We start from the raw sequence: 25,346 nt of genomic DNA, 5'->3' as shown, positions 1-25,346 counted from the left end.
GTTTCTTCTTGGTCCAAATACCCCAAAGGGCCCGAAGGGCCGCCTCAGCCCCCCAGCTTCGGGATCTTGTGCGCCTCGGTCGCAAAGCTGACGTTGACCGTCTCCATATAGAAATCGAAGGACCAGTCGCCGCCGTCGCGGCCGATGCCCGATGCCTTGACCCCGCCGAAAGGCGTCGGCAAGTGGCGGATGTTCTCCGAGTTCACCCACATCATGCCCGCCTCCAGCCGCTCCGTCATCCGCAGCGCGCGCGACAGGTCCGAGGTCCAGAGGTAGGCCGTCAGGCCATAGTCTGTGTCATTGGCGATCCGCATCGCCTCAGCCTCGTCGGCAAAGGGAATGGCGGTCAGGACAGGGCCGAATATCTCTTCCCGCGCCACGGCCATGTCGTTGTTGGCATGGGTAAACAGCGTCGGCGCCAGGTAACAGCCCTCATCCCCGACCTTGACACCGCCTGCGGCCACCGTGGCCCCCTCTTCGCGCGCCCTGTCGAAATAGCCCAGCACCTTCTTCTCGTGTATCGGGTGGATCAGCGGGCCGACAACGGTCTCGGGGTCCAGAGGATGGCCCACCTTGATGCGCGAGGCGCGTTCGGCCACTTGTGCGCAAACCTCGTCATAGATCGTGTCCTGCACCAACAGGCGCGAAGAGGAAGTGCAGCGCTCGCCATTGAGCGAGTAGATCATGAACACCGCCGCATCCACTGCGCGCTCGATATCCGCGTCGTCGAAGACGATCACCGGGTTCTTGCCGCCGAGTTCGAAGTGCACGCGCTTCAGCGTCTCCGAGCCCTGCCGCATGATCATCGAGCCTGTGCGGCTCTCGCCGACAAAGGCGATGGCCTTGATGCCCGGATGTTCGGTCAGCGCCCTGCCCGCATCCTCGCCCATACCGTTGACGACGTTCAGCACACCCGGCGGCAGCCCGGCCTCTTCGGCGATCTCGACCAGCAGTTTCGCCGTCATGGGCGAGAACTCGGCCGGCTTCTGCACCACCGTGCAGCCCGCCGCCAGCGCCGGGGCGATCTTCCAGGTGGACAGCATGAAAGGCGTGTTCCAGGGCGTGATGACCCCCACCGGACCGATGGGCCGGCGCGAGGTCACGTTCATCTGGCCCGGCGCATACAGCGTTTGACCGTCCCGTGCCTCGGGCGCCTTGTCGGCGAAGAAACGGAAATTCTCGGCCCCGCGCATGGCCGCCTTCGACATGAAGCGGATCGCCTGGCCGGTGTCCATGCTCTCGACAAGGGCAATTTCCTCGGCGCGGGCGACGATGCCATCGGCCACCCGGTGCAGGATCTCGCGCCGGGCCTTGCCCGGCATGTCGCGCCATTCGGCAAAGGCCGCGGTTGCCGCGCGCACCGCGGCATCCACGTCCTCTGCCCCGCCTTTGGCAACCGGCGCCAGCGTGCTGCCATCGACCGGAGAGATCGATTCGAATGTCCCGCCAGAGGCGGCCATGCGTTGCTCGCCCCCGATATGGTTCAGGACACCGTCGCGCTTGAACCGCGACAGCGCCGCTTCGGCCTTGGCCAGGTTCTGGGTCAGGTCACTCATGACGTCCTCTCAGCTTTCCGCCTTCAGGCGGGCGTGTATGGGATTGGCTTTCCAGCTCAAGTCGGGGTCGATCTCGCGGATTTCGAGCGACAGCGCAAAATGCGGATTGCCCAACAGATCCGCCAGCGTGGCGCGGGCGGCGGCAAAGACGGCCTCGCCAGCCCCCGCCAGCACCGGCTTGCTGCGCCCCGCACCGACCGACAGTTCCATCGCCAGGAAGTGATTGTCCGGATGGCGGTCCGCCACCGCCGCCGCATCGCACCGGTGCGCCCGCACCCGGATCCCTGCCAGCGGAAAGACGCCGGTGGCGGACATGGCCGCGTGCAGGTCGTCGCAGAGCGCCTGTATGTTGGTCAGCGCCTCAAGACCCGGCGAGTATTCCAGTCTCAGATGCGGCATGCTGCGCCTCCCCCTTTGACACTTAACATGTTAAATAATAATCCACCTGTCAACAGGAGAGTTCGATGCCCCGATCCAGAGACGATTTTCCGCTGTCCGCGACCCAGCGCACGCTGCCCATCGCGCTCTTGCGGGCCCGAGAGGCGGTGATGGACAGATTCCGCCCGATGCTGCGCAACATCGACGTGACAGAGCAGCAATGGCGCGTCTTGCGCGTCGTGCAAGAGACCGAGGGGATCGACGCGACGCAACTGGCCCGCGCCGCCTGCGTCCTGGCGCCATCGCTGACGCGCATCCTGAAATCGCTGGAATCGCGCGGGCTGATCGCCCAGGGCCGTGACGAGAACGACCGACGCCGGACACTTGTCCGCCTGACCGAAGAGGGCAATGCCCTGCTGCACGAGGCCGGGCTGGTCAGTGCAAGGATCTACGCCGAGATCGAGACAAAGCTGGGCGCGGAGCGCATTGCCGATCTTCTCGATGCGCTGGAACGCATGACCGACGACCTGACTACGCAGGAAGACCCCCGGAACGGCGGCTGACCCGCTCAACGCACCGGACCAAGACCCTCCAGCCCCCCTTTGCACCCGACAGACGGCACTAGACAGGACAGTCTTGAGCAGGAACGAATACGTTTGCAATAATATCGTCCTGGATTAAAATACAGCCGCATAGACCATGCTCCTGAACACGAAAGGACAGACAGTGCCAACCTCGCAACCTCCGGTCGAAGGCGTCACCTGGCTCCGCGCGCCAAGGCTTTCCTCCGAAAGCGGAACATCGGACATTGAAAACACGGTTTCCGAAGTATTATCAGAGGTTAAATCGCGAGGCGACGCAGCTGTCGCCGACTTCTCCGTCCGGTTCGACAAGAGCGATCTGACCGCCTTCGAAGTCACCAAGGCAGAGCGACAGGAAGCCTTGAACGCCCTCGATTCGCAGACCCGCGCGGATACGGAGTTCGCGATTGCAAACGTAACCAATTTTGCCGAAGCTCAGCTGGCCACCATGTTGCCGCTGGAGGTCGAGATTCGCGAGGGCGTACACCTTGGGCACCGCATCATCCCGCTGGAGCGGGTGGGCTGCTACGTGCCGGGCGGGCGCTACCCTCTGCTTTCGGCCCCGGTGATGACCATCGTTCCGGCCAAGGTCGCCGGCGTGGACGAGATCATCGCCTGCCTGCCGCCCAATGCCCACCCGGCGATGATCGCCGGGTGTCACCTGTCGGGGGCGGACCGGATCTTTCGTATCGGGGGCGCGCAGGCGATCGCCGCGATGGCCTTTGGCACCGAGACGGTTCCGGCGGTGAACAAGATCGTCGGTCCCGGAAATGCCTTCGTGAACGAGGCCAAGCGGCAGGTCTTCGGCCCTGTCGGCATCGACCAGCTGGCCGGCCCGTCGGAGATCTATACTCTCGCCGACAGCACCGGCGACGCGGCGATGATCGCCACCGACCTGCTGGCGCAGGCCGAACATGACGTGCGCACCCGCGTCGGCCTGATCACCACAGATGCGGACCTCGCCGAGAAGGTCGAGGCGGAGGTGGTCCGCCAGTTACAGGAGCTTGCGACGGCGGACACCGCCCGGCAGGCTTGGGACGACTACGGCGAAATCGCCGTCTGCGCGGACGAGGCCGCGATGATCGCCTATTCGGATCACATCGCCGCCGAGCACCTGCAGGTCCACACTGCCGATCCCAAGGCATTTGCCCTGAAACTGCGCAACTACGGCTCGCTCTTCATCGGGGAACTGGCCAGCGTGGTCTATTCCGACAAGTGCTGCGGCACCAACCACACGCTGCCGACAATGGCGGCGGGGCGCTATACCGGAGGGCTCTGGGTCGGCGCCTATGTCAAGGTGGCGACGCATCAGTGGATGGCGCCCGAGGGCGTCCGCCAGGTGGCCCCGCCCGCCGTCCGCCAGAGCGCAAGCGAGGGGCTGGACGGCCACCGCCGGGCCGCGCAACTGCGCCTTGACCGGCTTCAGGTCAGCGGCGGCTGAAGAACAGAATGATCGGTCGCCGCCTCGAAGGCGGCGCCGATCCGCAGGATGGTGTCTTCACCGCCCTTCGGCCCGACGATCTGCAGCCCCAGCGGCAGGCCATTGGCAAACCCCATCGGCACCGACACAGCCGGGTGCCCGGTCATGTTAAGGGGGATCGTGCGCATCGCCGTCCAGACGGGTTCACCGGCGGCAAAGGCCGAAAAGGGTGGCGCCGGGGCCAACGTGGTGGGCAGGATCAGCGCGGCGTGGCGCGCGAATACCGCGTCCAGCGCCTCTGTCAGCGGCGCCACACTGGCGCGTGCCCCGGCAAGCCTTTCGCCCGTCACCCCTTGGCCGCTGCGCAGGCTGGCCCGGGCCATGTCACCGATGGCCCCCGGATCGGCCTCGACCGTTGCGCCATGCGCCGCCCATCCTTCGGACAGGAGGATGTCGGATCCCGCCGCCTCGATCGGGGCATAGTCCGGCAGGTCTGTCAGCGTGACCCTCGCACCGCACAGGCTCAGCACCGAGGCCGCGTCGTCAAGGAGCGGGAGGAGCACGGGATGCGCCGAAGCATCCTCGGCCCAGCCACGGCCATAGGCCAGCGACAGACCGTCGATACCGCTTGCCTGCCAGACGCCCCCGGTCAGCGCCGCAAAGGCCAGCGCCGCATCCCAGACGCTGCGCGCCAGTGGACCGACACAGTCCAACGAGGGTGAGAGCGGCATAACCCCCTTGCGCGAGATCGCTTCATAGGTCGGTTTCAACCCGACAACCCCGCAATAGGCAGCGGGGCTGCGCACCGATCCACCGGTATCCGTGCCCAACGCAAGGCGCACCAACCCCGCCGCCACAGCCGCCGCCGAGCCTGACGAGGAGCCGCCCGTGATGTAAGCGGGGTTCCAGGGATTGAGCGGAGGACGTGTCAATGCGGTGGTGTCCGGGCCGACGGTGGCCATTTCATAGGTGGCAACCGCCCCCAGGGGCACCGCCCCCGCATTCAGCAGAGCTGTAACCGCCGGGGCGCTTTCGGTTGCGATCCGTCCCGCTTGCGCACGCGACCCCCACCGGATCGGCCAGCCGACAACGTCGATGATGTCCTTGATGGCAAAGGGAATGCCATGCAGCGGCCCCCGGTCCCTGCCCTCGGTCAGTTCATTGTCTGCGCTCTCCGCCGCGGCCAGGGCTTCGGCCTCGGCCACATGAGTAAAGGCGCCAACCTTAGCGTCACGGCTGGCGATCCGGTCGATGTGGGCGCGGGTCAGCGCAACGGATGTCAGGCTGCCACCGCGCAGCGCGGCACCTGCCTCGGCAATGCTGAGGTCACAGGGGTTTGTCGCGGGCACGTCAGGTCCGGGCCTTCTCGAAGGCGGCCCAGGCCGCCTCGAACTTGGCAAAATCGAAGCCTTCTTCTCGCGCAGGCCCAAGAACCAGGTGTTCTGTGTCCAGCATCTTTTGAATCGCCGCCGCGATCTGGCCGACAATATCCGCCGGGATCACCAGCGCGCCGTGCCGGTCCGCGTGGACCAGGTCGCCGGGATTCACCCTGAGGCCGAAGACCTCGACCGGCGTGCCCAGTTCGGTGACATGCACAAAACCGTGGCTTGGCCCGATGGACCCCGCGACCACCGGGAACCCCGGCGCCAGATCCCCCAGATCGCGCATCACACCGTTGGTCAGCGCGCCCGACATGCCAAAGCCCTTGTGGACCGTGGTGTTGACCTCACCCCAATAGGCGCCGATGCAGTTCGGGTAATCCACGTCCTCGACCACCGCGACAGAGGGCTTCGGCCCTTCCGCCATCGCCTTGTAGTAGGCCATGCGGCGGGCGCGGATCACGTCGGCGGGTTCTTTCGGCGGCGCCAGCGCCGAGATTTTCGCCGTGACCGCGTAGCCCACCATCGCCCCGCCCTCGGGGTCCGAGCACAGCATCGTGCCCCGCGTGAACCCGTTAAAGCCGCGCTTTCCTTGGGCAACCTCGATGGCATTGCAGACAGTGGGCGTGTCGACGCTGCGCAAGAGCGCCAGAAGGGTGTCATCCATCACATTTCTCCAGCCAGGCCGCCAGCGCGGCAGTGGTCTCGTCAGGTTTTTCAAGGGTGGGCAGATGCCCCGCGTTCTCGATCACGCGCAGGGTGCTGCCGGCGATCAGCTCATGCATCAGTTCGTGCCGCGTCACCGGGCACAGGGCGTCATCGCGCCCACAGAGCACCAGCGCGGGGCCCTGGTAGGCGCGCAGCGTCTCCTGCTGGTCGGGACGGTCGGCCAGCGCGCGGGACTGATTGAGAAAGACCTCAGCCCCCAGCGACAACGCCATCTCCATACACAGATCGAGGATCTTCGCCCGGCGCGGACCGTTGGAAAGGTAGTTCGGCTTCATCTCGTCGCGCATCACCACGTCCAGGTGCCCTGCGCGCACCTTGTCCATCTGCGGCACGCGGCGCGCGCGCACGTCTTCCAGTTCCGCCTTGGGATTGGTGTCAAGCAGCGCAAGGCCCGCCACCCGGTCGGGCGCCTGACGCAGGACCTCCATCGCGACGATGCCGCCCATGCTGAGCCCTGCCAGCGCAAAGCGCGGCGGGGCATGGGCCAGAACATGAGCAGCCAGTGCCTGCATGCTGTCATGCCCACCGATCGGGGCGCAATGCACGGCGTGGGTGCCGGAAAACGCGGCGACCTGCGGCGCAAAGAGCCGTGCGTCGCACATCATGCCCGGAAGCAGGACAAGCGGGGTCATGAGGCGCGTTTCGCCCCCTCGGACAGGGCCGCGAGCTTGGCATAGGCGATATCGGGATCGACCGCGCCGAAACCCGCGAAGGTCCCGAAACCGCAATCGGACCCGGCGATCACCCGCTCGGCGCCGACGATATCGACAAAGCGCTGGATGCGCTGCGCCACAAGGTCAGGGTGTTCGACAAAGTTGGTGGTCGTATCCACCACCCCGGGCACCAACACCTTGCCCTCGGGGATGTCATTCTTGCGGTCACGGAATACGGTCCATTCATGGCCGTGGCGCGGGTTCGATGTCTCGAACAGCACGTAGCGCGCCTTGGCCGACATCAGCGTGTCGAACATCTGCGCCATCGGGATATCGCAGACATGCGGCCCCTCGTAGTTGCCCCAGCAGATGTGAATGCGCACCTTGTCCTCGGGCACGTCCGCCAGCGCGTGGTTCAGCGCCTCGACATGGGCGGCGGCCACCTTGACGAACTCCGCGTCGCTGAGATCGGTGAACAGCATGTGCCGCGAAAGGGCAAGGTCGGGGCAGTCCAGTTGCAGGTCAAGGCCCGAGGCCACGATCGTTTCGTATTCCGCCTTCATCGCGTCGGCGAGCGCGGCCAGGTAGGCCTCGCGCGTCTTGTAGAAATCGTTCTGCAGGAACAGCGAGATGACCCCGGGCGAGGCCGCATTCATGAACCCCCGCTCCACCCCATGCGCTGTCATCGCCGCCTTAAGGTTGGCGATGTCCTTTTCCAGTTCGCCCTGCCCTTTCGATTTCACCTCGCCCACGCACATGGGGCGCGCATATTGCGGCGTTCCGCCATCGTCGGCGATACGCTTGAGGAAAGAGGGGAAAAGCTTCAGGTCGGCGGGCGCGTTGCGCGGGCTGTCACCGTCAAAGCCGGTGTAACGGTCTTTGACGTAGGTCGCGTAACTGATCTTCGAGGTCTCGCCGTCCGAGACGATGTCGATCCCGGCCTGAACCTGTTTGCGGACGGTGTCCTGCACCGCCTCGGACATGGCGGCATCAAAGGCGTCGGCGTCATAGCCTTGCCCCTGTTCGCGGGCAAAAATGAAATCCACCACCTTTTGGGTGCGCGGCAAAGACCCGACATGCGTCGACAGAATACTCATGGTTTCAGTTCCTTGTTCAAAGGCACGGCACCCAGCACCGGCCAGCTTTCCCAGGTCATGCCGCTGTCGATGCGGACGCGTTGCGGCAATCCGTCCGCGTCCAGCCAGACCCAGCCCCGGCGCACGATACCGTTCATGTCCAGATCTTCGCGCCGCGGCGCCCGGTCCAACGCGACGGACCAGGCGACCCGCCGGTATGTGTCGATGCGGGCATATGTGCCCGGCGGGCCGATCCCCTCACCCGGCTCAAAGGTGAAGGTGATCTTCGCCATTTCTCCGCCCTTGCGCGTCTTTTCCGGGTCTCGCAGATCGCGCCACAAGAGCGCGCCGCTCACCAGGGCGATGGCCAGCCCGACAAGCGCCTCCCGGGCATGACCGGACAGGATGTCCGACACCGCCCAGGACAGGCCCAGAAAAAGCGCAAAGGCGAAAACGACCCGCATTGACGGTCAGCCCTGCCAGGTCCGGCCCGCCGGATCGTCGGTGGCGATGACGTGGTACATCGCCGCCTCGCCGGTCATCGAGGGCACCGCCGAATGGGCAAGGTTTTCCGGCACGCTCATGGTATCACCGGGCGCCAGGATGGCGCTGCCGCCATCCCAGTCCACGCGCCAATGCCCTTTGACGGGCATCAGGACCGAGGGCTTGTCATGCGCATGTTTTTCCCCGGTCGCATTGGCACGGGTCAGGAAATCCACCTCGAAGCCCGGCTTGTCGCGGATGAGGCCGGTCTCGCCGATCACCTTGACCGCGCCATCGTTGGCCAGCGCCACCATGTCCAGATAGCGCCGGACGTAGCCGCCGATCACCTGCGCCGTGGTGGGGCAATCGACCTTGGCCAGTTCTTCGCTGGTCAGCAGCGGCATGGGTCTCACGCCCTCGGGCAGGCTCTCGCCTTTCTTGCTGTCGTACAGCTTGCCGTTCTCACCCAGGATCAGCCCGTGATCCTTGGCGTCCTCGATCACATGCGGCGCCCAGATCACGCCGCCGCCGGCATCCTCGCCGCCGAGGATCGCCATGATCATCCCGTAGTCGGTGCCGATATTCTCGAACCCGCGAAAGATGTTGGTGGGGATGTTGAAGATATCGCCCTCTTCAAGGATCACCTCGCCCGCGTCACCCTTTTCGCCCCAGAAAAAGCGCCAGCGCCCCGAGAGGATGAAGAACACCTCTGCCGTGCGGTGGTTGTGCATCGAGTTGCGGCATTTCGGCGGCTGACCGGCGGCACCGATGTTGAACCCGTGCGGGATGGTGATGTGGACGTGCTGATCGGGCGACTCGGATACGCCGCCGCCGATGATGGTAAAGTTTTCCTTCTGGTTCGAGCCGGGCGTATGGGCGTCGATGAAGGCTGTCTTGCAGGGTTGAAGCTCGCCGTAGCGCACGATGCGGGCGGACATGTCTTGCGGTGTCATGTGGGTCTTCCTCTGGTTGCCGCGCGCTGTCAGGCACGGCGGGTTGAACAAATCCGATGGGAGTTGTTCAGCGCCCCGGGCGGGCGATTGTTCAGCCGCCGCGCGCGACGGCTGGCCAGGAACCCATGCAGGGGTCGCAGGCGGCGCGCACGCGCCATCATGGCGCGCGCCCTGCTCTCAGCCCCCTGCCAGACCGTCCCGGATGAAAGAACCGATGTCATCCGGCCTCCGTCTGCGGTGCGGCCCGGAGGGTGACGTCGCCGGTGTGCAGGTGGATCTGCTTCCAGATCGCCACCTCGTCGATCAAGGTGAACTCGCGGCGCAGCCCCCACTCGCCCCATTCCGCATGGGTGATACCCATGACATGCACCTCGGCCCCGGTGGGTGCGCCGAAAGAACCGTGTCCGGAATGCGGGCCGGTCAGCGACCAGCGCACGGCGGCGCGGTTGGGCGTACCGGGGTCCGAGCGACCGATCTGGTGATGGATCTCGAATTTCGCGGTCGGAAAGGACGACCGCAGGCGCATCCAGTCGGTTTCGGCAAAGTCATATGACCAGCCGCCGCGCGCGCCCCAGTGCTCGGTGCGCACCGCGCGGTCGTAGTCCTGTCGGATGACGGTGAAATCCTTCTCCATCATCCGGGTCAGGATATCGGCCAGCCGCGCGCCCCATTCACTGTCATTGCCGCGCCCGGTATAGGGGCCCTGCACGTCGTGGCTGGGGTGGAAGGGACGCTGGCAGGCATCCGGACCGCCCTCTGTCTCGATCTGGTAGCGGGCGTACTCCACCGGGTCCCAGCCAAGCTGCCGGGCGATGCCCCCCACGTCACGGATCAGCCATTCGTCGTCAATGACGTCCCCCTTGGCGGCACAATCGGCAATCGCGCGAATGGTAAACTGCCGCCCCGTGGGTGCACCAAAGGCACCGTGGCCGGTATGGGTTCCCATCGTCACTAGCCGGTGAGAGGACAGGTAACGCCCCTCTTCCGGACCTTCGGACCAGATCACATCCTCACCCAGCAACTGCCGGTCGGGGAATTCGGCCAGCGTGGCCAGTGTGCCGTCGATGACACCGGCATTGCCCGTCACCAACCCCGAGGGAAAGCGCATCGGGATGTCGCGACCATAGTAATGGTGCAACGTGGCCAGCCCGCGATCCTCCCAGATCTCCCTGGTGATCTTGAGGATATAGTCGGGCAGATCGCTGAACTTGTCGGAAAACCCCTTCATTCATGTGCTCCGGTTTGCAGGAGGATCTGTTTCCAGATCGCAGTTTCGTCGATCAGGGTGAATTCGCGGCGCACTGTGGGATCGCCCCAGCGGCCATTTCCGGCGAAGGGGCCGAAGTCAGCATGGCTGATCCCCATGATGTAAACCTCAGCCCCGGTCGGGCGGCCAAAGCGGCCCCATCCGGAATGTGTACCGTGAAGGCTCCAGCGGACGGCGGCGCGCGGCGGCATCAGCGGATCGTCGCGGCCCACCACATGTTCGATCCGGAATTCCGCCGCGGGAAAGGCGGCGCGCAGGCCCATCCAGAACCGATCCGCATCGCCCCAGCCCAACCCGTCCTGACCGCCGGGGTAATGCAGGCTGACAGCCCGGTCATAGGCGCGCGGGATCACGTTCATCTCGGCGGCCATGATCGCGCTGATCACCTCCGCATAGCGCTGGCCCCATTCACTGTCATTGCCCTGCCGGTCATAGGGGCCGGCCACATCCGTCGCTGGAGTCATCGGCGGCACGCAGGCCTCCGGGCCACCCTCGCGCGAGATCAGGTCACGGGTCCAGTCGACCAGGTCAAAGCCCAACTGCGACAGGATGGCGGACTGGTCGCGCACCAGCCATTCGTCATAGACGGCATCCTCGCGGACCGCGCAATCGGCCAGGATGCGATAGGCCACGCGCCGCCCGGTGGGCGCGCCGTACATGCCCGGATGGCTGTGCGTCGCGGTACAGATCAGCCGGTGCGACGATAGAAAGGCATCCGACGTCTCCGTCGTCCCCTCCGGATCCTCGCACCAGATCACGTCCTCGCCCAGCAACTCGCGGTCGGGGAATTCGGCGAGCGTTGCCATCGTCGCGGCGATCACGTTTGAATTGTCCACCACGACAGAGGCTGGAGAGCGCACGATCAGCCCATCCGCGTAGCGGTGCCGCAGCGAGCCGATCTCGCGATCCTCCCAGATCTCCTTGGTGATGCCGATGATGAAATGCGGCACGTCCTGCCATTTCGGATCGAATCCCCGCATTCAGGTCTCTCCGATGTTGCGTGTAGAGCCGCGCCGTTTGAGCTCGCCGTCGATCATGATGCGCTCGGGCGGGGCCTCGCGGTCGGCGATCCGACGCAGGAGGATGTCGACCGTATGGGCGACGAGGCGGTTGATCGGCTGGCGATAGCTGGTCAGGTCATAGGCAGGCCAGGCAGCGATCGGCACATCGTCAAAGCCCGCCACCGCCACGTCATCGGGCACACGCAAACCCAGCTTGGACCGGATCGCGTCCATCACGGCAAAGGCCATATGATCGTTGCAGACAAAGACGGCGTCGGGGTAGTCGCGCCCCGCGAACATCTCCAGCGCGGCGGCACGGGTGCGGGCATATTCGAAGTTGCCCAGTTCGCGCGCGACCAATGGAAGCCCCGCCTCTTCCAGCCCGTCGCGAAACCCCGCCTCGCGGTCACGCTGGGTCGAGGCCTCTTCGAGCCCGGCGATGTAACCGATTTTCCGGTGCCCGTCGGCGGCGAAATGCGCGGCGATCTCGCGTCCGCCGAGGTAGTTGTTCGTGGTCACGGAAGACATGCCAGGGTCGTCCTGTTCGCGGTTGAACAGGACCACGGGAATGCCGTGATCGTGGCAACGGCGCGCCAGCACCGAGGACATCGAGACAGACGCAAGAACGATGCCATCCACCTGGTAATCCAGGATTTCACGCATCACATCCTGCACGTCGCCCACCGTGGGCGAGGACATGAAGACCAGCACATGATAGCCCTCATTCTGCAGCGCCACGGACAGGCGTTCGACCACTTCCGGGTAAAACTGGTTTTCGAGGTAGGCGACGACCAGGCCGATAATGCGCGACCGGCCGGTGATCATCGCGCGGGCCAGAACATTGGGCCGATAGCCCAGTTCCTCGGCGGCCTTGAGCACCTTTTCCCGCGTCGCCTTGGACACGCTGGCGCCGGGGGTAAAGACCCGGCTCACCGCCGACTGGCTTACCCCGGCGCGGCGCGCCACCTGTATCGATGTCACCCGTTCATTTGTCATCAGTCCGCCGTCCAGCCCCCGTCGATCAACATAGAGGTGCCGGTTACCAGAGCCGAGGCGTCAGAAGCCAGATAAAGCACCGCCCCCATGATGTCCTCGACCTCGCCCACCCGGCCCAGCTTGATCTTTTCCTGGATCCAGGCGACGCGCTCGGGGTTGTCGAAGGTGCCTTCGGTCAAAGGCGTGCGGATGAAGGTCGGACAGATCGAATTGATGCGGATGCGGCGTTTGCCCCATTCGATGGCCATCGCCTTGATCATGCCTTCGAGCCCGTGTTTCGACGCACAATAGACCGCGCGGTCGATACCGCCGACATGGCCCATCTGGCTGCTGATATGAATGATCGAGCCGCCGCCCTCGGGCATGGCTTTCGCCGCCGCTACCGACAGGAAGTAGGCCGCGCGCAGGTTGACGCCCATGACCGCGTCGTAGTCCTCGGGCGTGGTCTCCAGCGCCGGGCTGTGGCGGGCGAGACCGGCGGAATTGACCACCACGTCCAACCGTTGATCCGCCAGCGCGGCCTGCATCGCATAGAGGTCGGCGATGTCCAGCGGCAACGCCTCGGCGCTCCAGCCCTCGGCCCGCATTTCCGCCACGGTCTCGTTCAGGCGGTCTGCCCCGCGCGCCGCGCAGATGACATGCGCGCCCGCCTCGGCCAGCGCCACGGCACAGGCCTGACCAATGCCCGAAGAGGCACCGGTGACCAGCGCACGCTTGCCGTCGAGGCGCAACGACGGTGTGCGCGGCAGGCTCATTCCGCCGCCTCCACGATTTGCGCAGGCGCGCCGTAAGGCACGTTTACCCCACCATAGCGGCGGACCCGGACGTTGCATTGTTCCGCATGGCCGACAAAGCCCTCAAGCAGGCAGAGCCGCGAACCATAGGCGCCGATCCGGGCTGCGGCCTCATCGGTCAGGATCTTCTGATAGCTGTGGGTCTTCAGATACTTGCCCACCCAGAGCCCGCCGGTGTAGCGCCCCGCCTTCTTGGTCGGCAGGGTGTGGTTGGTGCCGATCACCTTGTCGCCATTGGCCACATTGGTGCGTGGCCCAAGGAAAAGCGCGCCGTAGCAGGTCATGTGTTCGAGGAACCAGTCGTCGCGGTCGGTCATCACCTGCACATGTTCGCTGGCGATCTCGTCCGCCATTTGCAGCATCTCGTCATAGGTGTCGCAGACGATGACCTCGCCATAATCCTGCCAGCTGACCTTCGCGGTCTCAGCGGTGGGCAGGATCCCCAGCAGGCGGTCGATCTCGGACAGTGTTGCCTTGGCCAGCCTCTCGGAATTGGTCAGCAGAACACAGGGGCTGTTGTAGCCATGTTCCGCCTGCCCCAGCAGATCGGTGGCGCAAAGCTCGGCATCGGCGGCGGTTTCATCCGCGATCACCATAGTTTCTGTCGGGCCAGCGAAAAGGTCGATGCCGACGCGGCCAAAAAGCTGGCGCTTGGCCTCGGCGACAAAGGCATTGCCCGGACCGACCAACAGATGCACCGGCGCGATGCTCTCGGTGCCCAGCGCCATCGCGCCCACCGCCTGGATGCCGCCCAGCACATAGATCTCATCCGCGCCGCCCAGATGCATCGCGGCGATCACGCCGGGGTTGGGTTCTCCGTTGAAGGGCGGCGTACAGGCAACGATGCGCGGCACACCCGCCACCTTGGCCGTCGCCACGGACATATGCGCCGAGGCGACCATCGGGAACTTGCCGCCCGGGACGTAGCAGCCCACCGATTGCACCGGGATGTTCTTGTGACCAAGGATCACGCCGGGCAACGTCTCGACCTCGATGTCCAGCATCGAGTCGCGCTGTGCCTGCGCAAAATTCCGAACCTGCTCCTGCGCGAACTTGATGTCTTCCAGGTCCTGCGGGCTGACCTTGGCGATGATCGCCTCGATCTCACCTTGCGTCAGGCGATAGCTCTCACGGTCATACTTGTCGAACTTGACCGCCAATTCGCGCACCGCGGCGTCACCACGCGTCTCGATATCCTTGAGCGTAGAGGCCACCACGGCAGCCGTCTTTGCGTCATCTTCGGCGCGGTCGGCCTCTGGTTTGCCGCGCTTGAGATAGGTGATGGTCATGTCGCTTCCTTCTCTGCACTGGGCGGCGTGAGCGTGCCGTCGTCGAAATGCTCCCAGCCCTGCCCATCGAATACATCCCGGCCCAACTGGGCCAGGACAGAGGCGAAATCGACCGACACCCAGTTGTCGGCGATGCGCCCCTCGGTCACTTTCCAGAAATCCATGTAGGGGATCGTCACCCGCTTGCCGGTGGGTCCGATGCCCATGAAGGTGCCGGAATGGGTGGCCTCGATATGGCCAAAACACGACGCCCATTCGCCTTCGCAGATGAATTTCTCGGTCTTGTAGTCCCGCTCGGTAAAGGCGGCGCGCAGCGGCAATTGCCAATTGCGGCGAAAGGCGTCGAGCCCCGGTTTCGTGCCGCAGCCCCGGTTGCCCATCCAGCGGAAATCCTCGTGGAAATGCTGGCCCATGTCGTTGGAATTGGCGCCCAGCGCCTCTTCCATGCGGATGATGACCTGGCGGGTCGCCTCGGCCTGCTCCTCTGGGGTCATTGCTATGCGATCCTTTCTCCGCTTGCGGTGTCGAAAAGGTGGCAGATCGCGGCGGGAATGCGCGCGTTCACCGTGTCGCCGATCTCGGCCCGGTACTCCTTGTTGGTCTTGATCGAGACCAGCGCCCCGCCCAGCCGCCAGGTGATCATAGAGGCCTCACCCAGCAGTTCGATGGAGTACATCGGCGCGGAAATCTCGCCCGGGCCATCGACGATCTCGGCATCCTCCGCCCGGAACCCAAGGGTGATGTTGCCCGAGGGTCCGGTTGGCAGACCCTCGACCCGTATGCCGTCGCCCTGAAAGACGCCGCCTTCCAGCTTGCCCTCGACAAGGTTCATGGCTGGCGAGCCGATGAAGCTGGCGACGAAGGTGTTGGCCGGGTTGTCGTAGATGTCGGTCGGTGTCCCGACCTGCTGGATCTTGCCCTTGTTCATGACGACCACGCGGTCGGCCAGGGTCATGGCCTCGATCTGATCATGGGTGACGTAGACGGTTGTCGTCTTGAGCTTGGATTGCAGGTTCTTGATCTGCGCCCGCGTGCTGACCCGCAGCTTGGCGTCGAGGTTCGACAGCGGCTCATCCATCAGGAAGACCGTGGGCTTGCGCACGATTGCGCGGCCCAGGGCGACGCGCTGGCGCTGACCGCCGGACAGTTCGGCCGGACGGCGATGCATGAAATCCTGCAATTCGACCATCTCGACGGCCTTCATGACCATCTCGTGATGCTGGTCCTTGGGCACCTTGCGCACCCGTAGCGGGAAGCGGATGTTTTCATAGACGCTGAGGTTCGGATACAGCCCGTAGGACTGGAACACCATCGAGATATCCCGGTCCTTGGGTTCAAGCTTGTTCACCACCCGGTCGCCCAGCCAGATCTCGCCGTCGGTCACATCCTCCAGCCCGGCAATCATCCGCATGGTTGTGGACTTGCCACAGCCCGAGGGCCCCAGCAGGACAAGGAATTCCTGGTCCGCGATGTCGAGGTCGAAATTGTCCACGCCGACGAAGGAGCCCCAGCGCTTGTTCACGTTCTTGAGTTGCAGTCTGGCCATTGTGAAAGCCCCTTATCCCTTGACGGCGCCAGCGGTCAGGCCGCTCACGATTTGACGTTGGAAGAACAGGATGAGCACGAAGAGCGGCACGATGGCCGAGACGACGGCGGCGACGGCATACATCACCTTGCCCTCTTCCTGGGTCGAGCCGAGGAAGGAGTTGATCTTGGGGATCATCGTCGCGTTTTCCTGCGTGAGCAGCATCGAGGTGACGGTGAAATCGTTGTAGGCGAGCAGGAAGCTGAACAGCCCCGTCGTCACCACGCCCGGCCACATCACCGGGATGATCGCCAGGCGAAAGGCCTGGAACCGCGTGCAGCCATCGACCATCGCCGCCTCGTCCAGATCCTTGGGGATCGACAGGAAGAAGCTGTGCAGCATCCAGAGGGTGAAGGGCTGATTGATCGCCACCAGCACAATGATTGTCGTGGGCAGGTAACCCCAGATGTTCATCTGGAAGAAGGGCAGCAGGTAGCCCGAGACCAGTGTCACATGCGGCATCGCCCGGAACACCAGCGCCGCCATCAGCAGCCAGAAGGTATACTTGAACCCCGACCGCGCCAGCGCGTAGCCGCCCAGTGTGCCCAGTGTCAGCGAGATCACCACGGTGAAGAAGACGACGATGCCGGTGTTGACCACCGCGCGCCAGAATTCCTGCTCGACCCAGGCGCCGCGATAGCCGTCCAACGTAAAGGGTCCGCCATGCTGGCGTTCCGTCACCGGGCCGGTGATCGCGTTCATCCAGTCGGCGCGGGAAAAGAAGTCGCCCTCGACCTTGAAGGAGCCCCACATCGTCCAGAGAAAGGGAAATGCAGCAACAACCAGCCAGAACAGAACAAAGAGCGTCGACAGGGCCACCAGCGATGGCGGTTTCTTGTTGGCAAGATCGGACATGACCGGCCCTCCCTCAGGTCTTGCGGTTGAATTCGCGCCAGTTGCGGCGCAGCACCGGCAACAGCAGGATGATGACGCCGACGATGGTCAGCATCGAGGTCGCCGCGGCAGAGCCGAAGAGCGGCGATTCAGCAGCGCGAAGATCGTTGTAGATCAGGTAGCTGAGCGAGGTAGCACTGGCCGCGGCCGAGAAACCGATGATCGGCTCGAAGATGCGGAAGTTGTCCATCAGCTGCATCAGCGCGATGAAGGTCGCCAGCGGCATCAGGTAGGGTATGGTCACGAAACGCACCCGCTCCCACCGGCTGGCCCCGTCCACCATCGCCGATTCCAGCGTGTCCTTGGGCACTGTCTGCAAGCCCGCGTAGAAGACGACAAAGGCAAAGGGCGCGGAGTGCCAGACACCGTAGACGAAAAGCGTGACCCAGGTCAGCGTCGGCGACGCCTTGAGCGACAGGGTCGGATCGCCAAAGAGCGCCTGCAACCCAGCCCCGATGATGCCCCGGCTGTCGATCATCCAGAACAGCACCAGCGATCCCACCAGCGGCGTCACGAGCATCGGCAGCAGCGAGAAGAAGATCACCGGCCCTTTGAGCATTTTCGGGATGGAATTGACCACCACCGCGATGATGAAGCCGAGGATGATCACCAGCGGCGTCACGATAAAGGTATAGGCCAGGGTAAAGATCAGCGCCTTGTAGAAGGGCAGGTTCATGATCCGGGTGCGGATCTGGCCGAAATTCTCGCTTGTGGCAAAGATTTCGCCGATCTCGTCAAAGGCCAGATGGCTGGCGTTGGTATAGGTCCCCAACCCGTTGAACCGACCTGCGGGCTGTTCGGCCCGCAGTTCGGCCATCGCCTCGACATCGACCGCGACCTCCTTGTTGCAGCCGAACGGCCCGCAGGTTTCGGCCTCGATTAGGATCTGCTTGTGCTCGATGAAAAGCGACTGGTAGCCCACCGAGAGGATCGGCAGGGCGATGAACAGAACCATCGCCAGGAGTGATGGCCAGATAAAGGCCATGAACGTCTTGTGAGGCATGACTTCCCCCTTGTCGCGCCCGACAGGGGCACGAGGTCATCCGTTCCGCTGATTGGGGTGAGTGGGGCCGCCCAGCGGCGACCCCGGCCGGAGCGTCCCTAGTCCAGAAAGCCGGCTTCGGTGGCGGCGGTGGTATAGGCAGCGGTCACATCCGCCAGCGCCTGTTCCGCGCTTTCCTTGCCCTGCAGGAACTCGGCCAGGTTATCCCCCAGCGCAGTGTGCAACAGGCCCATGTAGGGCAGCATCGGATAGGGCCGCGCGCCGGCCTGCAGGTCGGCGATCACCCCGTTGGCGGCGGGGGTCGGCTCATAGCCGTCGATCAGCCAGACCGCCGCGTCCATGTTGGCCGCCAGCATATCCTGCGACAGACCGTTCATCATCGCGCGGAAAGACGCCTCGGCATCCTCGTCCGAGATATTCTTGGCGATGGTAAACCCATCCCACCACAGAGCCGCCGAGGGAATGGTGTAGTCCCCGATCGTGGGTGCCGCGGCAAAGGCCGTATTGGCGGCGATTTCCGGCGCGGGGTTGTCATCGGCGATATAGGCGCCCGCGCGCGACCCCCACGAGATCGACAGAGCCGCTTCACCCGCTTCCCAGATCGGCTTTTGCGTGTTGCTGTCGAAGGTGGCCCAGTCCTGGCTCATGTAGTCCAGCATCTTCTTCATGTTGTTGAGAACCAGAAGTCCGTCCTCGTTGTCGATCGCCAGTTCGGCGCTGCCGGGCTTGAAGAAGTCGTTGCCGGTGGCAAGATAGGTGTTCACGAACTCCGCCGCGATGTTCCAGCCGGGCATGTAGTTGGACGAAATCGGTGTCTGCATCACGCCCGCCTCGCGCAGTTTTTCGGCAGCGGCGAACATCTCGGCGTAGCTGGTGGGCACGGGGATGCCGTGCTCTTTCAGCAGGTCTTCGCGGTAGAACATGTGCTGGGCGTTGGCCATGAAGGCGATCGCCATGATCTTGCCGTCGACGACGATCTTCTGGCTGTCCTGCAGCTGGCCGCCCCATTTCTCGACGTATTCGTCCAGCGGTCGGATCAGACCGTCGCTGAGCAGCGGCACGATGGAGTTGGTGGCGACGACGGCAACGGTATAGCTGGCAGGGTCGGTCGTCAGCGCGGGCACCTGGATGTTCTTGTGTTCCTCGGTGTGGTTCTTCGTGACCTCAACCTTGTCGCTGGCACATTTCGCGGCCCAGTCGGCCACCGCGTGCAATGCGTCGAAGTCATTCGACAGAATGCGGACAGACCCGCTCTCGATGCCGCAGTCGGCCCAGGCGACACCCGCCGATGCAATCAACGCACCCGCGGCGACCGTTGCCCTAACATTGAACTTCATTCCGATCTCTCCTGTTGGAACAGTGCGCACCCTCCGGCCACCCGGACGGCCTCCCGATTTACACCCCAGCCCCATTGCCGTCCGGGGTGGCGCGCTTGTCATGTTTCTTTGCCTTGCGTCGCCCCGGACCCGGGCCCGGAACACCTTTACCGTAGCAATCACTGAATACGATTGCAATAAATTCCTGAGAACACCAGAATGCCCGCAAAGGAGACCAGGATGACCACTGACATCACCGCGTTGAAAATCAATCTGCACAAGGACCTGTCCGCACTTTGCGAAGGTGGAGAGGAGGATCTGGGCGCCCGGATCGCCGCGCTTTATCACCCGGAGGTCGAGGTCCGCGCCGCGCACCCGATGAACGAGGGCGCGGGGCTGGACTTCCTTGCCGATTCGCTCTGGCGGCCCCTGATGACCGCCCTGCCCGACCTTGAACGGCGCGACCTGATCGTCATGGGCGGAACGTACGAGGGCCGCACCTATGTCGCCATGATGGGCCACTATTGCGGCACCTTCCGGCAGGACTGGCTGACCATTCCCGCAACCGGCCGCCCCATCTACCTGCGCTACGGCGAGGTGCACGAAATCCGGGACGGCAAGATCGTTCAGACCAACTGCCTGTGGGATGTACTGGACGTGATCCGGCAGGCCGGCTTCTGGCCGCTGGCCCCCAGCCTGGGAACGGAAAGCATGTGGCCCGGACCAATCAGCGGCGACGGATTGGTCTTTACCCCGCAGGACCCGGGGCAAGGTGCGGCCAGTATTGCGCAAACGCTGGCCATGCATGGCACTTTGGCCGCCTATGACGATTTCGGAGAGCATGGCCGCGAGGGACTTCTGACCATGCCGCAGAAAGAGCACTGGCACCCCAGGATGATGTGGTACGGGCCGTCCGGCATCGGGACGACACGCGGCCTGCAGGGCTTTGTCGACTATCACCAGCTGCCTTTCCGCCGCGCCTTTCCCGGGCGCAAGGGCGGCGGACAATGGGATGAGATCGCCGAACTGAAGGCACAGCACAAGGGCGGCCACTATATCCGCGTGGGCGACGGCCCCTACTCGGTGACTGGCGGCTGGCCCAGCGTCTTCGCCACGCACGACGGCCCGGACTTCCTGGGGCTCGCGGCCACGGGGCGGCCGGTGATGATGCGGGTGATGGATTTCTACCTGCACCACCAGGGACTGATTCGCGAAAACTGGGTGCCGCTCGATATCCTCGACCTGCTGATGCAGATGGGTGTCGACGTCATGGATCGCATGCAAAGCCATTTCCGACGGGGCGCCGGGCTGGAGTGACGATATGGTTGCAATCGTATGCACGACATGCTTCATTCCGCGAAAGTGAACCCGCAACGTCAGGACAGAGAGATGGCCACGAAGGACCAGCCCGCAAGCGAAACGACCCCCGGGGGCAAGGGTACGCCCAAGACCCCCCCGGCATCGGTGCTGCAGGTCGAGCGCCGCGACTTCGTCGACCTCGTCCCCGAAGACCGCGAGCGCGCGCAGCCGATGCGGGGATTTGATCCTATCTATACCGACATCGTGGATTACATCGTCCGCTGCACGCATCGCATCTGGGACGAACGCGACGTGGGGCTGATCTATACCCACTACACGCACAACTGCGTCGTCTATCACGCCACCGGCACGATCTATAACCGCGAGGACGTGGTTCATGACACGATCCGGCGGATGTTCATGCTGCCCGAACGCCGCGGCATGGCCACCCAGGTGATCTGGAACGGCAACGAGGACGACGGGTTCTACACCTCGCACCTTGTCACCGGCACAGGGCGCCACACCCAGCCGGGCATCTATGGCAAACCCACTGGCCGGACCTTTGTTGCCCGCACCATCGCAGACTGCATGATCTACGAGAACATGATCTACCGCGAATGGCTGGTGGTCGACAGCATGGCGCAAGTGAAACAGATCGGCCTGGACGCGCAGGCCTATGCCGAAACCCTGGCCCGCCCCTATTTCGAAAAGGGCCTTTTGGCCGTGGACATGGGCGAAAACCGCCGGCTCATCGGCCAGTACCCGCCCGAGACCGCGCCCGACACCGAGATTGCCAACACGGACCTGGAACGCGAGATCCTGGAATGGCTGCACGAGATCCACAACAAGCGCATGTTCGGCAAGATCCGGGACGTCTATGCCCCCACGGTCCAGTACCACGGCCCGCTGATGAAAGAGCTGTACGGCCACGGCGCCGTCACGCACCAGACGGTCGGCCTCTATGCCACTGTGCCGGACGGGTTCTACATGCCGCAGCACATCTGTTCGGTCCCCTGCGAGGAAGGCGGCACCAAGGTCGCCGTACGTTGGCTGGTTGAGGGGCATCACCTCGGTTGGGGCGTGATGGAAGAACTGGGCGCCCCCACTGGCAAGCGGGTGCAGATCATGGGCATGAGCCATTTCCACATCAAGAACGGCCGCATCGTCGATGAATGGACGAACTACGACGAAATGTCGGTGCTGATGCAGATCAAGCTGGCGCAGATGGCCGACCGCGACAGCGCTGTTCTGGATGAGGCCGAGGACTGAGCCCGGCAGCCCTCTACCGACGCGGCGGGGCTGTGCAGACAGCCCCGCTCTGAACGGTCTCAGAAACGCATCGTCGCCTCGACCGCGCGTTGCCAGGCGGCGTATTTGTCCTGCCGCGTCGCTTCGTCCATCGCCGGGGCAAAGCTTTTCTCCAGCGCCCAGCCTGCCGCGAATTCGGCCTGCTCCGGGTAGATCCCGGCGCGCTGACCGGCCAGCCATGCCGCGCCCAGCGCCGTGGTTTCCAGTACCTGCGGCCGGTCTACCCTGGCGCCGATGATGTCGGACAGGAACTGCATGGCGAAGTCGGACGCGCTCATACCCCCGTCCACCCTGAGGACGGCATCGCTGACCCCGCCCATGTCCGCCTGCATGGCCGCCAGCAGGTCGCGGGTCTGGTAGCCCACGCTTTCCAATGCCGCACGCGCCAGTTCGGCCGGGCCCGAATTGCGCGTCAGGCCAAAGACAGCACCCCGGCACTCGGCGTTCCAATAGGGCGCGCCCAGCCCGGTAAAGGCAGGTACAAGCACCACGTTCTGCGCGTCATCCGCCCGCTCGGCCAGCGGCTGGGTCTCTTTCGCCTCGCGGATGATCTTCAACCCGTCGCGCAGCCATTGCACCACCGCCCCGGCAATGAAGATCGACCCTTCGAGCGCGTAAGTCGGCTTGCCGTCCAGCTGATAGGCGATGGTGGTCAGCAGGCGGTTCTGCGAGCGGACCGGTTTGTCGCCCGTGTTGATCAGGGCAAAACAGCCCGTGCCATAGGTGGATTTCAACATGCCCGGCGCGAAACAGGCCTGCCCCACCGTGGCCGCCTGCTGATCTCCGGCGATCCCCAGTATCGGGATCGGGCGACCAAACAGGTCCGGTCGGGTCTGACCGAAATCGGCGGCACTGTCGCGGACCTCTGGCAGCATCGACACGGGGACCCCCAGCCGGTCACAGATCGTCTGTGACCAGCTGCCCTTGCGGATGTCATAGAGCATGGTGCGCGCGGCATTTGTGGCGTCGCTCACATGCACCGCGCCGCCGGTCAGGTTCCAGACCAGCCAGGTATCGACGGTGCCGAACAAAAGGTCTCCGGCCTCGGCCCGGGCGCGGGCGCCATCCACGTTTTCCAGAAGCCAGGCCAGCTTGGTGCCGCTGAAATAGGGGTCGAGCAAGAGCCCCGTTCGGCCCGTCACCGCGTCCTCGAACCCTTCATCCTTCAGGCGACGGCACAGGTCGGCGGTGCGCCGGTCCTGCCAGACAATCGCATTGTGGATGGGCTTGCCGGTCTTGCGGTCCCAGACCAGCGTGGTTTCGCGCTGGTTGGTGATGCCGATGGCGGCGATCCCTGCCCCGCCCGCCTTTTCGATAGCCGCGCGGCAGGTGGCAGCGGTAGTGGCCCAGAGGTCCGCCGGATCATGTTCGACCCAGCCCGAAGCCGGGTAGTGCTGGGGGAATTCCTCTTGCGCCGAGGCGACGACGGACATGGATGGATCAAAGACGATGGCGCGGGTGGATGTCGTGCCCTGATCGATGGCCAGGATATGGGTCATGACCGCCTCTCCTCAAAGCGATTTCAGGCTGCGCTGTCGCAGCACCGTTTATCTGGGAAAAATGGGGTGGTCGAGGCCCCGAAGGGCCCCGACCGGGGAGGAAGGCTTATTGCCAGGACTTGATCAGCTCATCGTAGCTGACAGTCTTGGGCTCTTCGTCTTCGTCGTCGAGCTTGGCATAGGGCGCGCCGGGCTGGTCGAACCAGTATTCGGCGTCACGCTCGTCGTTCAGCTTGGGACCGATGTCACCCTGGATACCGGCACGCTCAAGGCGCTCCAGCACGCGTTCCTGGTCGGCGCAGAGCGCGTCCAGTGCCTGCTGGGGGGTCTTTGCGCCCGACATGGCGTCACCGATGTTCTGCCACCACAGCTGTGCCAGCTTGGGGTAGTCCGGCACGTTGGTGCCGGTCGGCGACCAGGCCACGCGCGCGGGCGAGCGGTAGAACTCGACCAGGCCGCCCAGCTTGTCCGCACGGTCGGTAAAGCTGTCGTGCTGCACCGTGGATTCGCGGATGAAGGTCAGGCCGACATGGCTTTTCTTCACGTCCACTGTCTTGGAGGTGACGAACTGGGCATAGAGCCAGGCCGCCTTGGCACGGTCGACCGGGGTCGACTTCATCAGCGTCCAGGACCCGGCGTCCTGATAGCCGACTTTCTGGCCTTCTTTCCAGTAGACGCCATGCGGAGAGGGCGCCATGCGCCACTTGGGCGTGCCGTCCTCGTTCATCACCGGCAGGCCCGGCTTGACCGTGTCGGCGGTGAAGGCGGTGTACCAGAACATCTGCTGGGCGATGTTGCCCTGCGCCGGAATCGGACCCGCCTCGGAGAAGGTCATGCCCGCGGCAGCCGGGGGCGTGTATTTCTCCAGCCACTCAATCGCCTTGGTCACGGCATAGACCGCTGCCGGAGCGTTGGTGGCGCCACCGCGCGCAACGCAGGAGCCGACAGGCTGGCTCTGGTCGTTGACGCGGATGCCCCATTCATCGACCGGCAGGCCGTTGGGCTCACCGATGTCTCCCATGCCGGCCATCGACATCCACGCGTCGGTATAACGCCAGCCAAGCGAGGGGTCCTTCTTTCCGTAGTCCATGTTGCCGAAGATGTCGCCATCGACACCCATGTGCGACAGGTCGCGGCCGGTAAAGAACTCGGCGATATCCTCATAAGCCGACCAGTTGACCGGAACGCCAAGGTCGTAGCCATAGGCGGCCTTGAAGTCTTCCTGGTTCTTGGGATCGTTGAACCAGTCGTAGCGGAACCAGTAGAGGTTCGCGAACTGCTGCGTCGGCAACTGGTAGACCTTGCCGTCCGGTCCGGTGGTAAAGCTGAGGCCGATGAAATCGTCCAGGTCCAGAGTGGGCGAGGTCACGTCGGAGCCTTCACCCGACATCCAATCGGTCAGGTTGCGCACCTGCTGATAGCGCCAGTGGGTGCCGATCAGGTCCGAGTCGTTGATGTAGCCGTCGTAGATGTTCTGGCCCGATTGCATCTGCGTCTGCAGCTTCTCGACCACGTCGCCTTCGCCGATCAGGTCATGGGTGACCTTGATGCCGGTGATGGCGGTGAACGCCGGGGCCAGCACCTGGGCTTCGTATTCATGCGTGGTGATGGTCTCGGAGACGACCTTGATCTCCATACCCGAGAAGGGTGCTGCGGCGTCGATGAACCATTGCATCTCCGCTTCCTGTGCGTCGCGCGGCAGGGCAGAGAGATCGCCGATCTCGCTGTCCAGGAACGCGCGCGCCGCGTCCATGTCGGCAAAGGCCGGACCCGCGAGGATCAGCAGCGCTGCCGTGGTTGTCTTGAGGTTGAGGTTCATTTGTTGGTTTCCTCCCATTTTGAACCATTGACTGAGGAACAAGCAGATCGCGGCCGGGTCTCCTCTGG

24 protein-coding genes are annotated in these 25,346 nt (G+C 64.3%); 4 read left to right on the top strand and 20 right to left on the bottom strand.

The genetic code is table 11. The features are described 5' to 3' along the window. Nucleotides 1-44: 44 nt before the first annotated feature. A complete protein-coding gene (hpaE, locus tag KZZ07_RS16985; protein ID WP_219516000.1) occupies nucleotides 45-1,556 on the bottom strand; it encodes a 5-carboxymethyl-2-hydroxymuconate semialdehyde dehydrogenase in 1,512 nt (503 codons plus the stop codon). A gap of 9 nt (nucleotides 1,557-1,565) precedes the next feature. Beyond that, entirely contained in the window at nucleotides 1,566-1,955 is a 390-nt protein-coding gene (locus KZZ07_RS16980) for a 5-carboxymethyl-2-hydroxymuconate Delta-isomerase (protein WP_219515999.1), read from the bottom strand. Nucleotides 1,956-2,020: 65 nt separating this feature from the next. On the opposite strand from KZZ07_RS16980, the gene hpaR reads away from it, so the two are divergent. Both hpaR and hisD (KZZ07_RS16970) read left to right on the top strand, forming a co-directional pair. Beyond that, complete coding sequence (gene hpaR, locus KZZ07_RS16975) at nucleotides 2,021-2,497, top strand: homoprotocatechuate degradation operon regulator HpaR (RefSeq protein ID WP_219515996.1); 477 nt, start codon at nucleotides 2,021-2,023, stop codon at nucleotides 2,495-2,497. A 163-nt stretch (nucleotides 2,498-2,660) separates the two neighbouring features. Further along, nucleotides 2,661-3,956, top strand: coding sequence for a histidinol dehydrogenase (gene hisD, locus KZZ07_RS16970; protein ID WP_370631196.1), 1,296 nt, complete (start codon nucleotides 2,661-2,663; stop codon nucleotides 3,954-3,956). Here hisD (KZZ07_RS16970) and KZZ07_RS16965 read toward each other — a convergent pair. The 16 genes from KZZ07_RS16965 to KZZ07_RS16890 form a co-directional block, all read right to left on the bottom strand. Next, entirely contained in the window at nucleotides 3,938-5,284 is a 1,347-nt protein-coding gene (locus KZZ07_RS16965) for an amidase (protein WP_219515994.1), read from the bottom strand. The genes hisD (KZZ07_RS16970) and KZZ07_RS16965 overlap by 19 nt on opposite strands. A 1-nt stretch (nucleotide 5,285) precedes the next feature. Further along, nucleotides 5,286-5,981: an RraA family protein gene (locus tag KZZ07_RS16960; RefSeq protein ID WP_219515993.1), complete on the bottom strand. Its 696-nt coding sequence runs from the start codon at nucleotides 5,979-5,981 to the stop codon at nucleotides 5,286-5,288. After that, complete coding sequence (locus tag KZZ07_RS16955; protein WP_219515992.1) at nucleotides 5,974-6,675, bottom strand: alpha/beta fold hydrolase; 702 nt, start codon at nucleotides 6,673-6,675, stop codon at nucleotides 5,974-5,976. The genes KZZ07_RS16960 and KZZ07_RS16955 overlap by 8 nt, the downstream gene beginning before the upstream one ends. Further along, nucleotides 6,672-7,793: a cobalamin-independent methionine synthase II family protein gene (locus KZZ07_RS16950; protein ID WP_219515991.1), complete on the bottom strand. Its 1,122-nt coding sequence runs from the start codon at nucleotides 7,791-7,793 to the stop codon at nucleotides 6,672-6,674. Before KZZ07_RS16950 ends, KZZ07_RS16955 begins: the two co-directional genes overlap by 4 nt. Continuing rightward, nucleotides 7,790-8,236, bottom strand: coding sequence for a hypothetical protein (locus KZZ07_RS16945; RefSeq protein WP_219515990.1), 447 nt, complete (start codon nucleotides 8,234-8,236; stop codon nucleotides 7,790-7,792). Before KZZ07_RS16945 ends, KZZ07_RS16950 begins: the two co-directional genes overlap by 4 nt. A 6-nt stretch (nucleotides 8,237-8,242) precedes the next feature. After that, on the bottom strand, nucleotides 8,243-9,208 hold the full coding sequence (locus tag KZZ07_RS16940; protein WP_219515989.1) for a cupin domain-containing protein: 966 nt from the start codon (nucleotides 9,206-9,208) through the stop codon (nucleotides 8,243-8,245). 217 nt (nucleotides 9,209-9,425) lie between these two features. Beyond that, complete coding sequence (locus KZZ07_RS16935) at nucleotides 9,426-10,436, bottom strand: nuclear transport factor 2 family protein (protein WP_219515988.1); 1,011 nt, start codon at nucleotides 10,434-10,436, stop codon at nucleotides 9,426-9,428. Next, nucleotides 10,433-11,455: a nuclear transport factor 2 family protein gene (locus tag KZZ07_RS16930; protein ID WP_219515986.1), complete on the bottom strand. Its 1,023-nt coding sequence runs from the start codon at nucleotides 11,453-11,455 to the stop codon at nucleotides 10,433-10,435. Before KZZ07_RS16930 ends, KZZ07_RS16935 begins: the two co-directional genes overlap by 4 nt. Further along, the gene (locus tag KZZ07_RS16925; RefSeq protein WP_219515985.1) at nucleotides 11,456-12,472 is read right to left on the bottom strand and encodes a LacI family DNA-binding transcriptional regulator; all 1,017 of its coding nucleotides are present in this window, start codon (nucleotides 12,470-12,472) and stop codon (nucleotides 11,456-11,458) included. Further along, entirely contained in the window at nucleotides 12,472-13,227 is a 756-nt protein-coding gene (locus KZZ07_RS16920) for an SDR family NAD(P)-dependent oxidoreductase (RefSeq protein WP_219515984.1), read from the bottom strand. Before KZZ07_RS16920 ends, KZZ07_RS16925 begins: the two co-directional genes overlap by 1 nt. Then, nucleotides 13,224-14,555, bottom strand: a complete 1,332-nt coding sequence (gene hisD, locus KZZ07_RS16915) for a histidinol dehydrogenase (protein WP_219515983.1) — start codon at nucleotides 14,553-14,555, stop codon at nucleotides 13,224-13,226. Before hisD (KZZ07_RS16915) ends, KZZ07_RS16920 begins: the two co-directional genes overlap by 4 nt. Then, nucleotides 14,552-15,049, bottom strand: a complete 498-nt coding sequence (locus KZZ07_RS16910; RefSeq protein ID WP_219515982.1) for an ester cyclase — start codon at nucleotides 15,047-15,049, stop codon at nucleotides 14,552-14,554. The genes hisD (KZZ07_RS16915) and KZZ07_RS16910 overlap by 4 nt, the downstream gene beginning before the upstream one ends. Before the next feature lie 2 nt (nucleotides 15,050-15,051). Beyond that, nucleotides 15,052-16,101, bottom strand: a complete 1,050-nt coding sequence (locus KZZ07_RS16905) for an ABC transporter ATP-binding protein (RefSeq protein WP_219515981.1) — start codon at nucleotides 16,099-16,101, stop codon at nucleotides 15,052-15,054. 12 nt (nucleotides 16,102-16,113) lie between these two features. Further along, complete coding sequence (locus KZZ07_RS16900) at nucleotides 16,114-16,995, bottom strand: carbohydrate ABC transporter permease (RefSeq protein WP_219515980.1); 882 nt, start codon at nucleotides 16,993-16,995, stop codon at nucleotides 16,114-16,116. A gap of 13 nt (nucleotides 16,996-17,008) precedes the next feature. Further along, nucleotides 17,009-18,037: a carbohydrate ABC transporter permease gene (locus tag KZZ07_RS16895; protein WP_219515979.1), complete on the bottom strand. Its 1,029-nt coding sequence runs from the start codon at nucleotides 18,035-18,037 to the stop codon at nucleotides 17,009-17,011. Between the two features lie 98 nt (nucleotides 18,038-18,135). Continuing rightward, entirely contained in the window at nucleotides 18,136-19,374 is a 1,239-nt protein-coding gene (locus KZZ07_RS16890; protein WP_219515977.1) for an ABC transporter substrate-binding protein, read from the bottom strand. Nucleotides 19,375-19,593: 219 nt separating this feature from the next. On the opposite strand from KZZ07_RS16890, the gene KZZ07_RS16885 reads away from it, so the two are divergent. Continuing rightward, on the top strand, nucleotides 19,594-20,670 hold the full coding sequence (locus KZZ07_RS16885) for an ester cyclase (protein ID WP_219515976.1): 1,077 nt from the start codon (nucleotides 19,594-19,596) through the stop codon (nucleotides 20,668-20,670). A gap of 72 nt (nucleotides 20,671-20,742) precedes the next feature. After that, on the top strand, nucleotides 20,743-21,921 hold the full coding sequence (locus tag KZZ07_RS16880) for a nuclear transport factor 2 family protein (RefSeq protein WP_219515975.1): 1,179 nt from the start codon (nucleotides 20,743-20,745) through the stop codon (nucleotides 21,919-21,921). A gap of 59 nt (nucleotides 21,922-21,980) precedes the next feature. Here KZZ07_RS16880 and glpK read toward each other — a convergent pair whose 3' ends face one another. Together glpK and KZZ07_RS16870 are read right to left on the bottom strand one after the other, a co-directional pair. Then, entirely contained in the window at nucleotides 21,981-23,459 is a 1,479-nt protein-coding gene (gene glpK / locus KZZ07_RS16875) for a glycerol kinase GlpK (RefSeq protein ID WP_219515974.1), read from the bottom strand. Nucleotides 23,460-23,565: 106 nt separating this feature from the next. Further along, entirely contained in the window at nucleotides 23,566-25,278 is a 1,713-nt protein-coding gene (locus tag KZZ07_RS16870) for an ABC transporter substrate-binding protein (protein ID WP_219515973.1), read from the bottom strand. Between the last annotated feature and the right edge of the window lie 68 nt (nucleotides 25,279-25,346).

Source organism: Mameliella sp. CS4 (genome assembly GCF_019392335.1).
Lineage (GTDB): Bacteria > Pseudomonadota > Alphaproteobacteria > Rhodobacterales > Rhodobacteraceae > Antarctobacter.
Note: the sequence above shows the minus strand (reverse complement) of the source record. Positions and strands in the feature narration are given on the sequence as shown.

What these genes read in the sequence shown, in the direction of transcription:
- hpaE (WP_219516000.1), bottom strand. Translation starts at nt 1,556, where the DNA reads ATGAGTGACCTGACCCAGAACCTGGCCAAGGCCGAAGCGGCGCTGTCG.
- KZZ07_RS16980 (WP_219515999.1), bottom strand. Translation starts at nt 1,955, where the DNA reads ATGCCGCATCTGAGACTGGAATACTCGCCGGGTCTTGAGGCGCTGACC.
- hpaR (WP_219515996.1), top strand. Translation starts at nt 2,021, where the DNA reads ATGCCCCGATCCAGAGACGATTTTCCGCTGTCCGCGACCCAGCGCACG.
- KZZ07_RS16960 (WP_219515993.1), bottom strand. Translation starts at nt 5,981, where the DNA reads ATGGATGACACCCTTCTGGCGCTCTTGCGCAGCGTCGACACGCCCACT.
- KZZ07_RS16955 (WP_219515992.1), bottom strand. Translation starts at nt 6,675, where the DNA reads ATGACCCCGCTTGTCCTGCTTCCGGGCATGATGTGCGACGCACGGCTC.
- KZZ07_RS16950 (WP_219515991.1), bottom strand. Translation starts at nt 7,793, where the DNA reads ATGAGTATTCTGTCGACGCATGTCGGGTCTTTGCCGCGCACCCAAAAG.
- KZZ07_RS16945 (WP_219515990.1), bottom strand. Translation starts at nt 8,236, where the DNA reads ATGCGGGTCGTTTTCGCCTTTGCGCTTTTTCTGGGCCTGTCCTGGGCG.
- KZZ07_RS16940 (WP_219515989.1), bottom strand. Translation starts at nt 9,208, where the DNA reads ATGACACCGCAAGACATGTCCGCCCGCATCGTGCGCTACGGCGAGCTT.
- KZZ07_RS16935 (WP_219515988.1), bottom strand. Translation starts at nt 10,436, where the DNA reads ATGAAGGGGTTTTCCGACAAGTTCAGCGATCTGCCCGACTATATCCTC.
- KZZ07_RS16930 (WP_219515986.1), bottom strand. Translation starts at nt 11,455, where the DNA reads ATGCGGGGATTCGATCCGAAATGGCAGGACGTGCCGCATTTCATCATC.
- KZZ07_RS16925 (WP_219515985.1), bottom strand. Translation starts at nt 12,472, where the DNA reads ATGACAAATGAACGGGTGACATCGATACAGGTGGCGCGCCGCGCCGGG.
- KZZ07_RS16920 (WP_219515984.1), bottom strand. Translation starts at nt 13,227, where the DNA reads ATGAGCCTGCCGCGCACACCGTCGTTGCGCCTCGACGGCAAGCGTGCG.
- hisD (WP_219515983.1), bottom strand. Translation starts at nt 14,555, where the DNA reads ATGACCATCACCTATCTCAAGCGCGGCAAACCAGAGGCCGACCGCGCC.
- KZZ07_RS16910 (WP_219515982.1), bottom strand. Translation starts at nt 15,049, where the DNA reads ATGACCCCAGAGGAGCAGGCCGAGGCGACCCGCCAGGTCATCATCCGC.
- KZZ07_RS16905 (WP_219515981.1), bottom strand. Translation starts at nt 16,101, where the DNA reads ATGGCCAGACTGCAACTCAAGAACGTGAACAAGCGCTGGGGCTCCTTC.
- KZZ07_RS16900 (WP_219515980.1), bottom strand. Translation starts at nt 16,995, where the DNA reads ATGTCCGATCTTGCCAACAAGAAACCGCCATCGCTGGTGGCCCTGTCG.
- KZZ07_RS16895 (WP_219515979.1), bottom strand. Translation starts at nt 18,037, where the DNA reads ATGCCTCACAAGACGTTCATGGCCTTTATCTGGCCATCACTCCTGGCG.
- KZZ07_RS16890 (WP_219515977.1), bottom strand. Translation starts at nt 19,374, where the DNA reads ATGAAGTTCAATGTTAGGGCAACGGTCGCCGCGGGTGCGTTGATTGCA.
- KZZ07_RS16885 (WP_219515976.1), top strand. Translation starts at nt 19,594, where the DNA reads ATGACCACTGACATCACCGCGTTGAAAATCAATCTGCACAAGGACCTG.
- KZZ07_RS16880 (WP_219515975.1), top strand. Translation starts at nt 20,743, where the DNA reads ATGGCCACGAAGGACCAGCCCGCAAGCGAAACGACCCCCGGGGGCAAG.
- glpK (WP_219515974.1), bottom strand. Translation starts at nt 23,459, where the DNA reads ATGACCCATATCCTGGCCATCGATCAGGGCACGACATCCACCCGCGCC.
- KZZ07_RS16870 (WP_219515973.1), bottom strand. Translation starts at nt 25,278, where the DNA reads ATGAACCTCAACCTCAAGACAACCACGGCAGCGCTGCTGATCCTCGCG.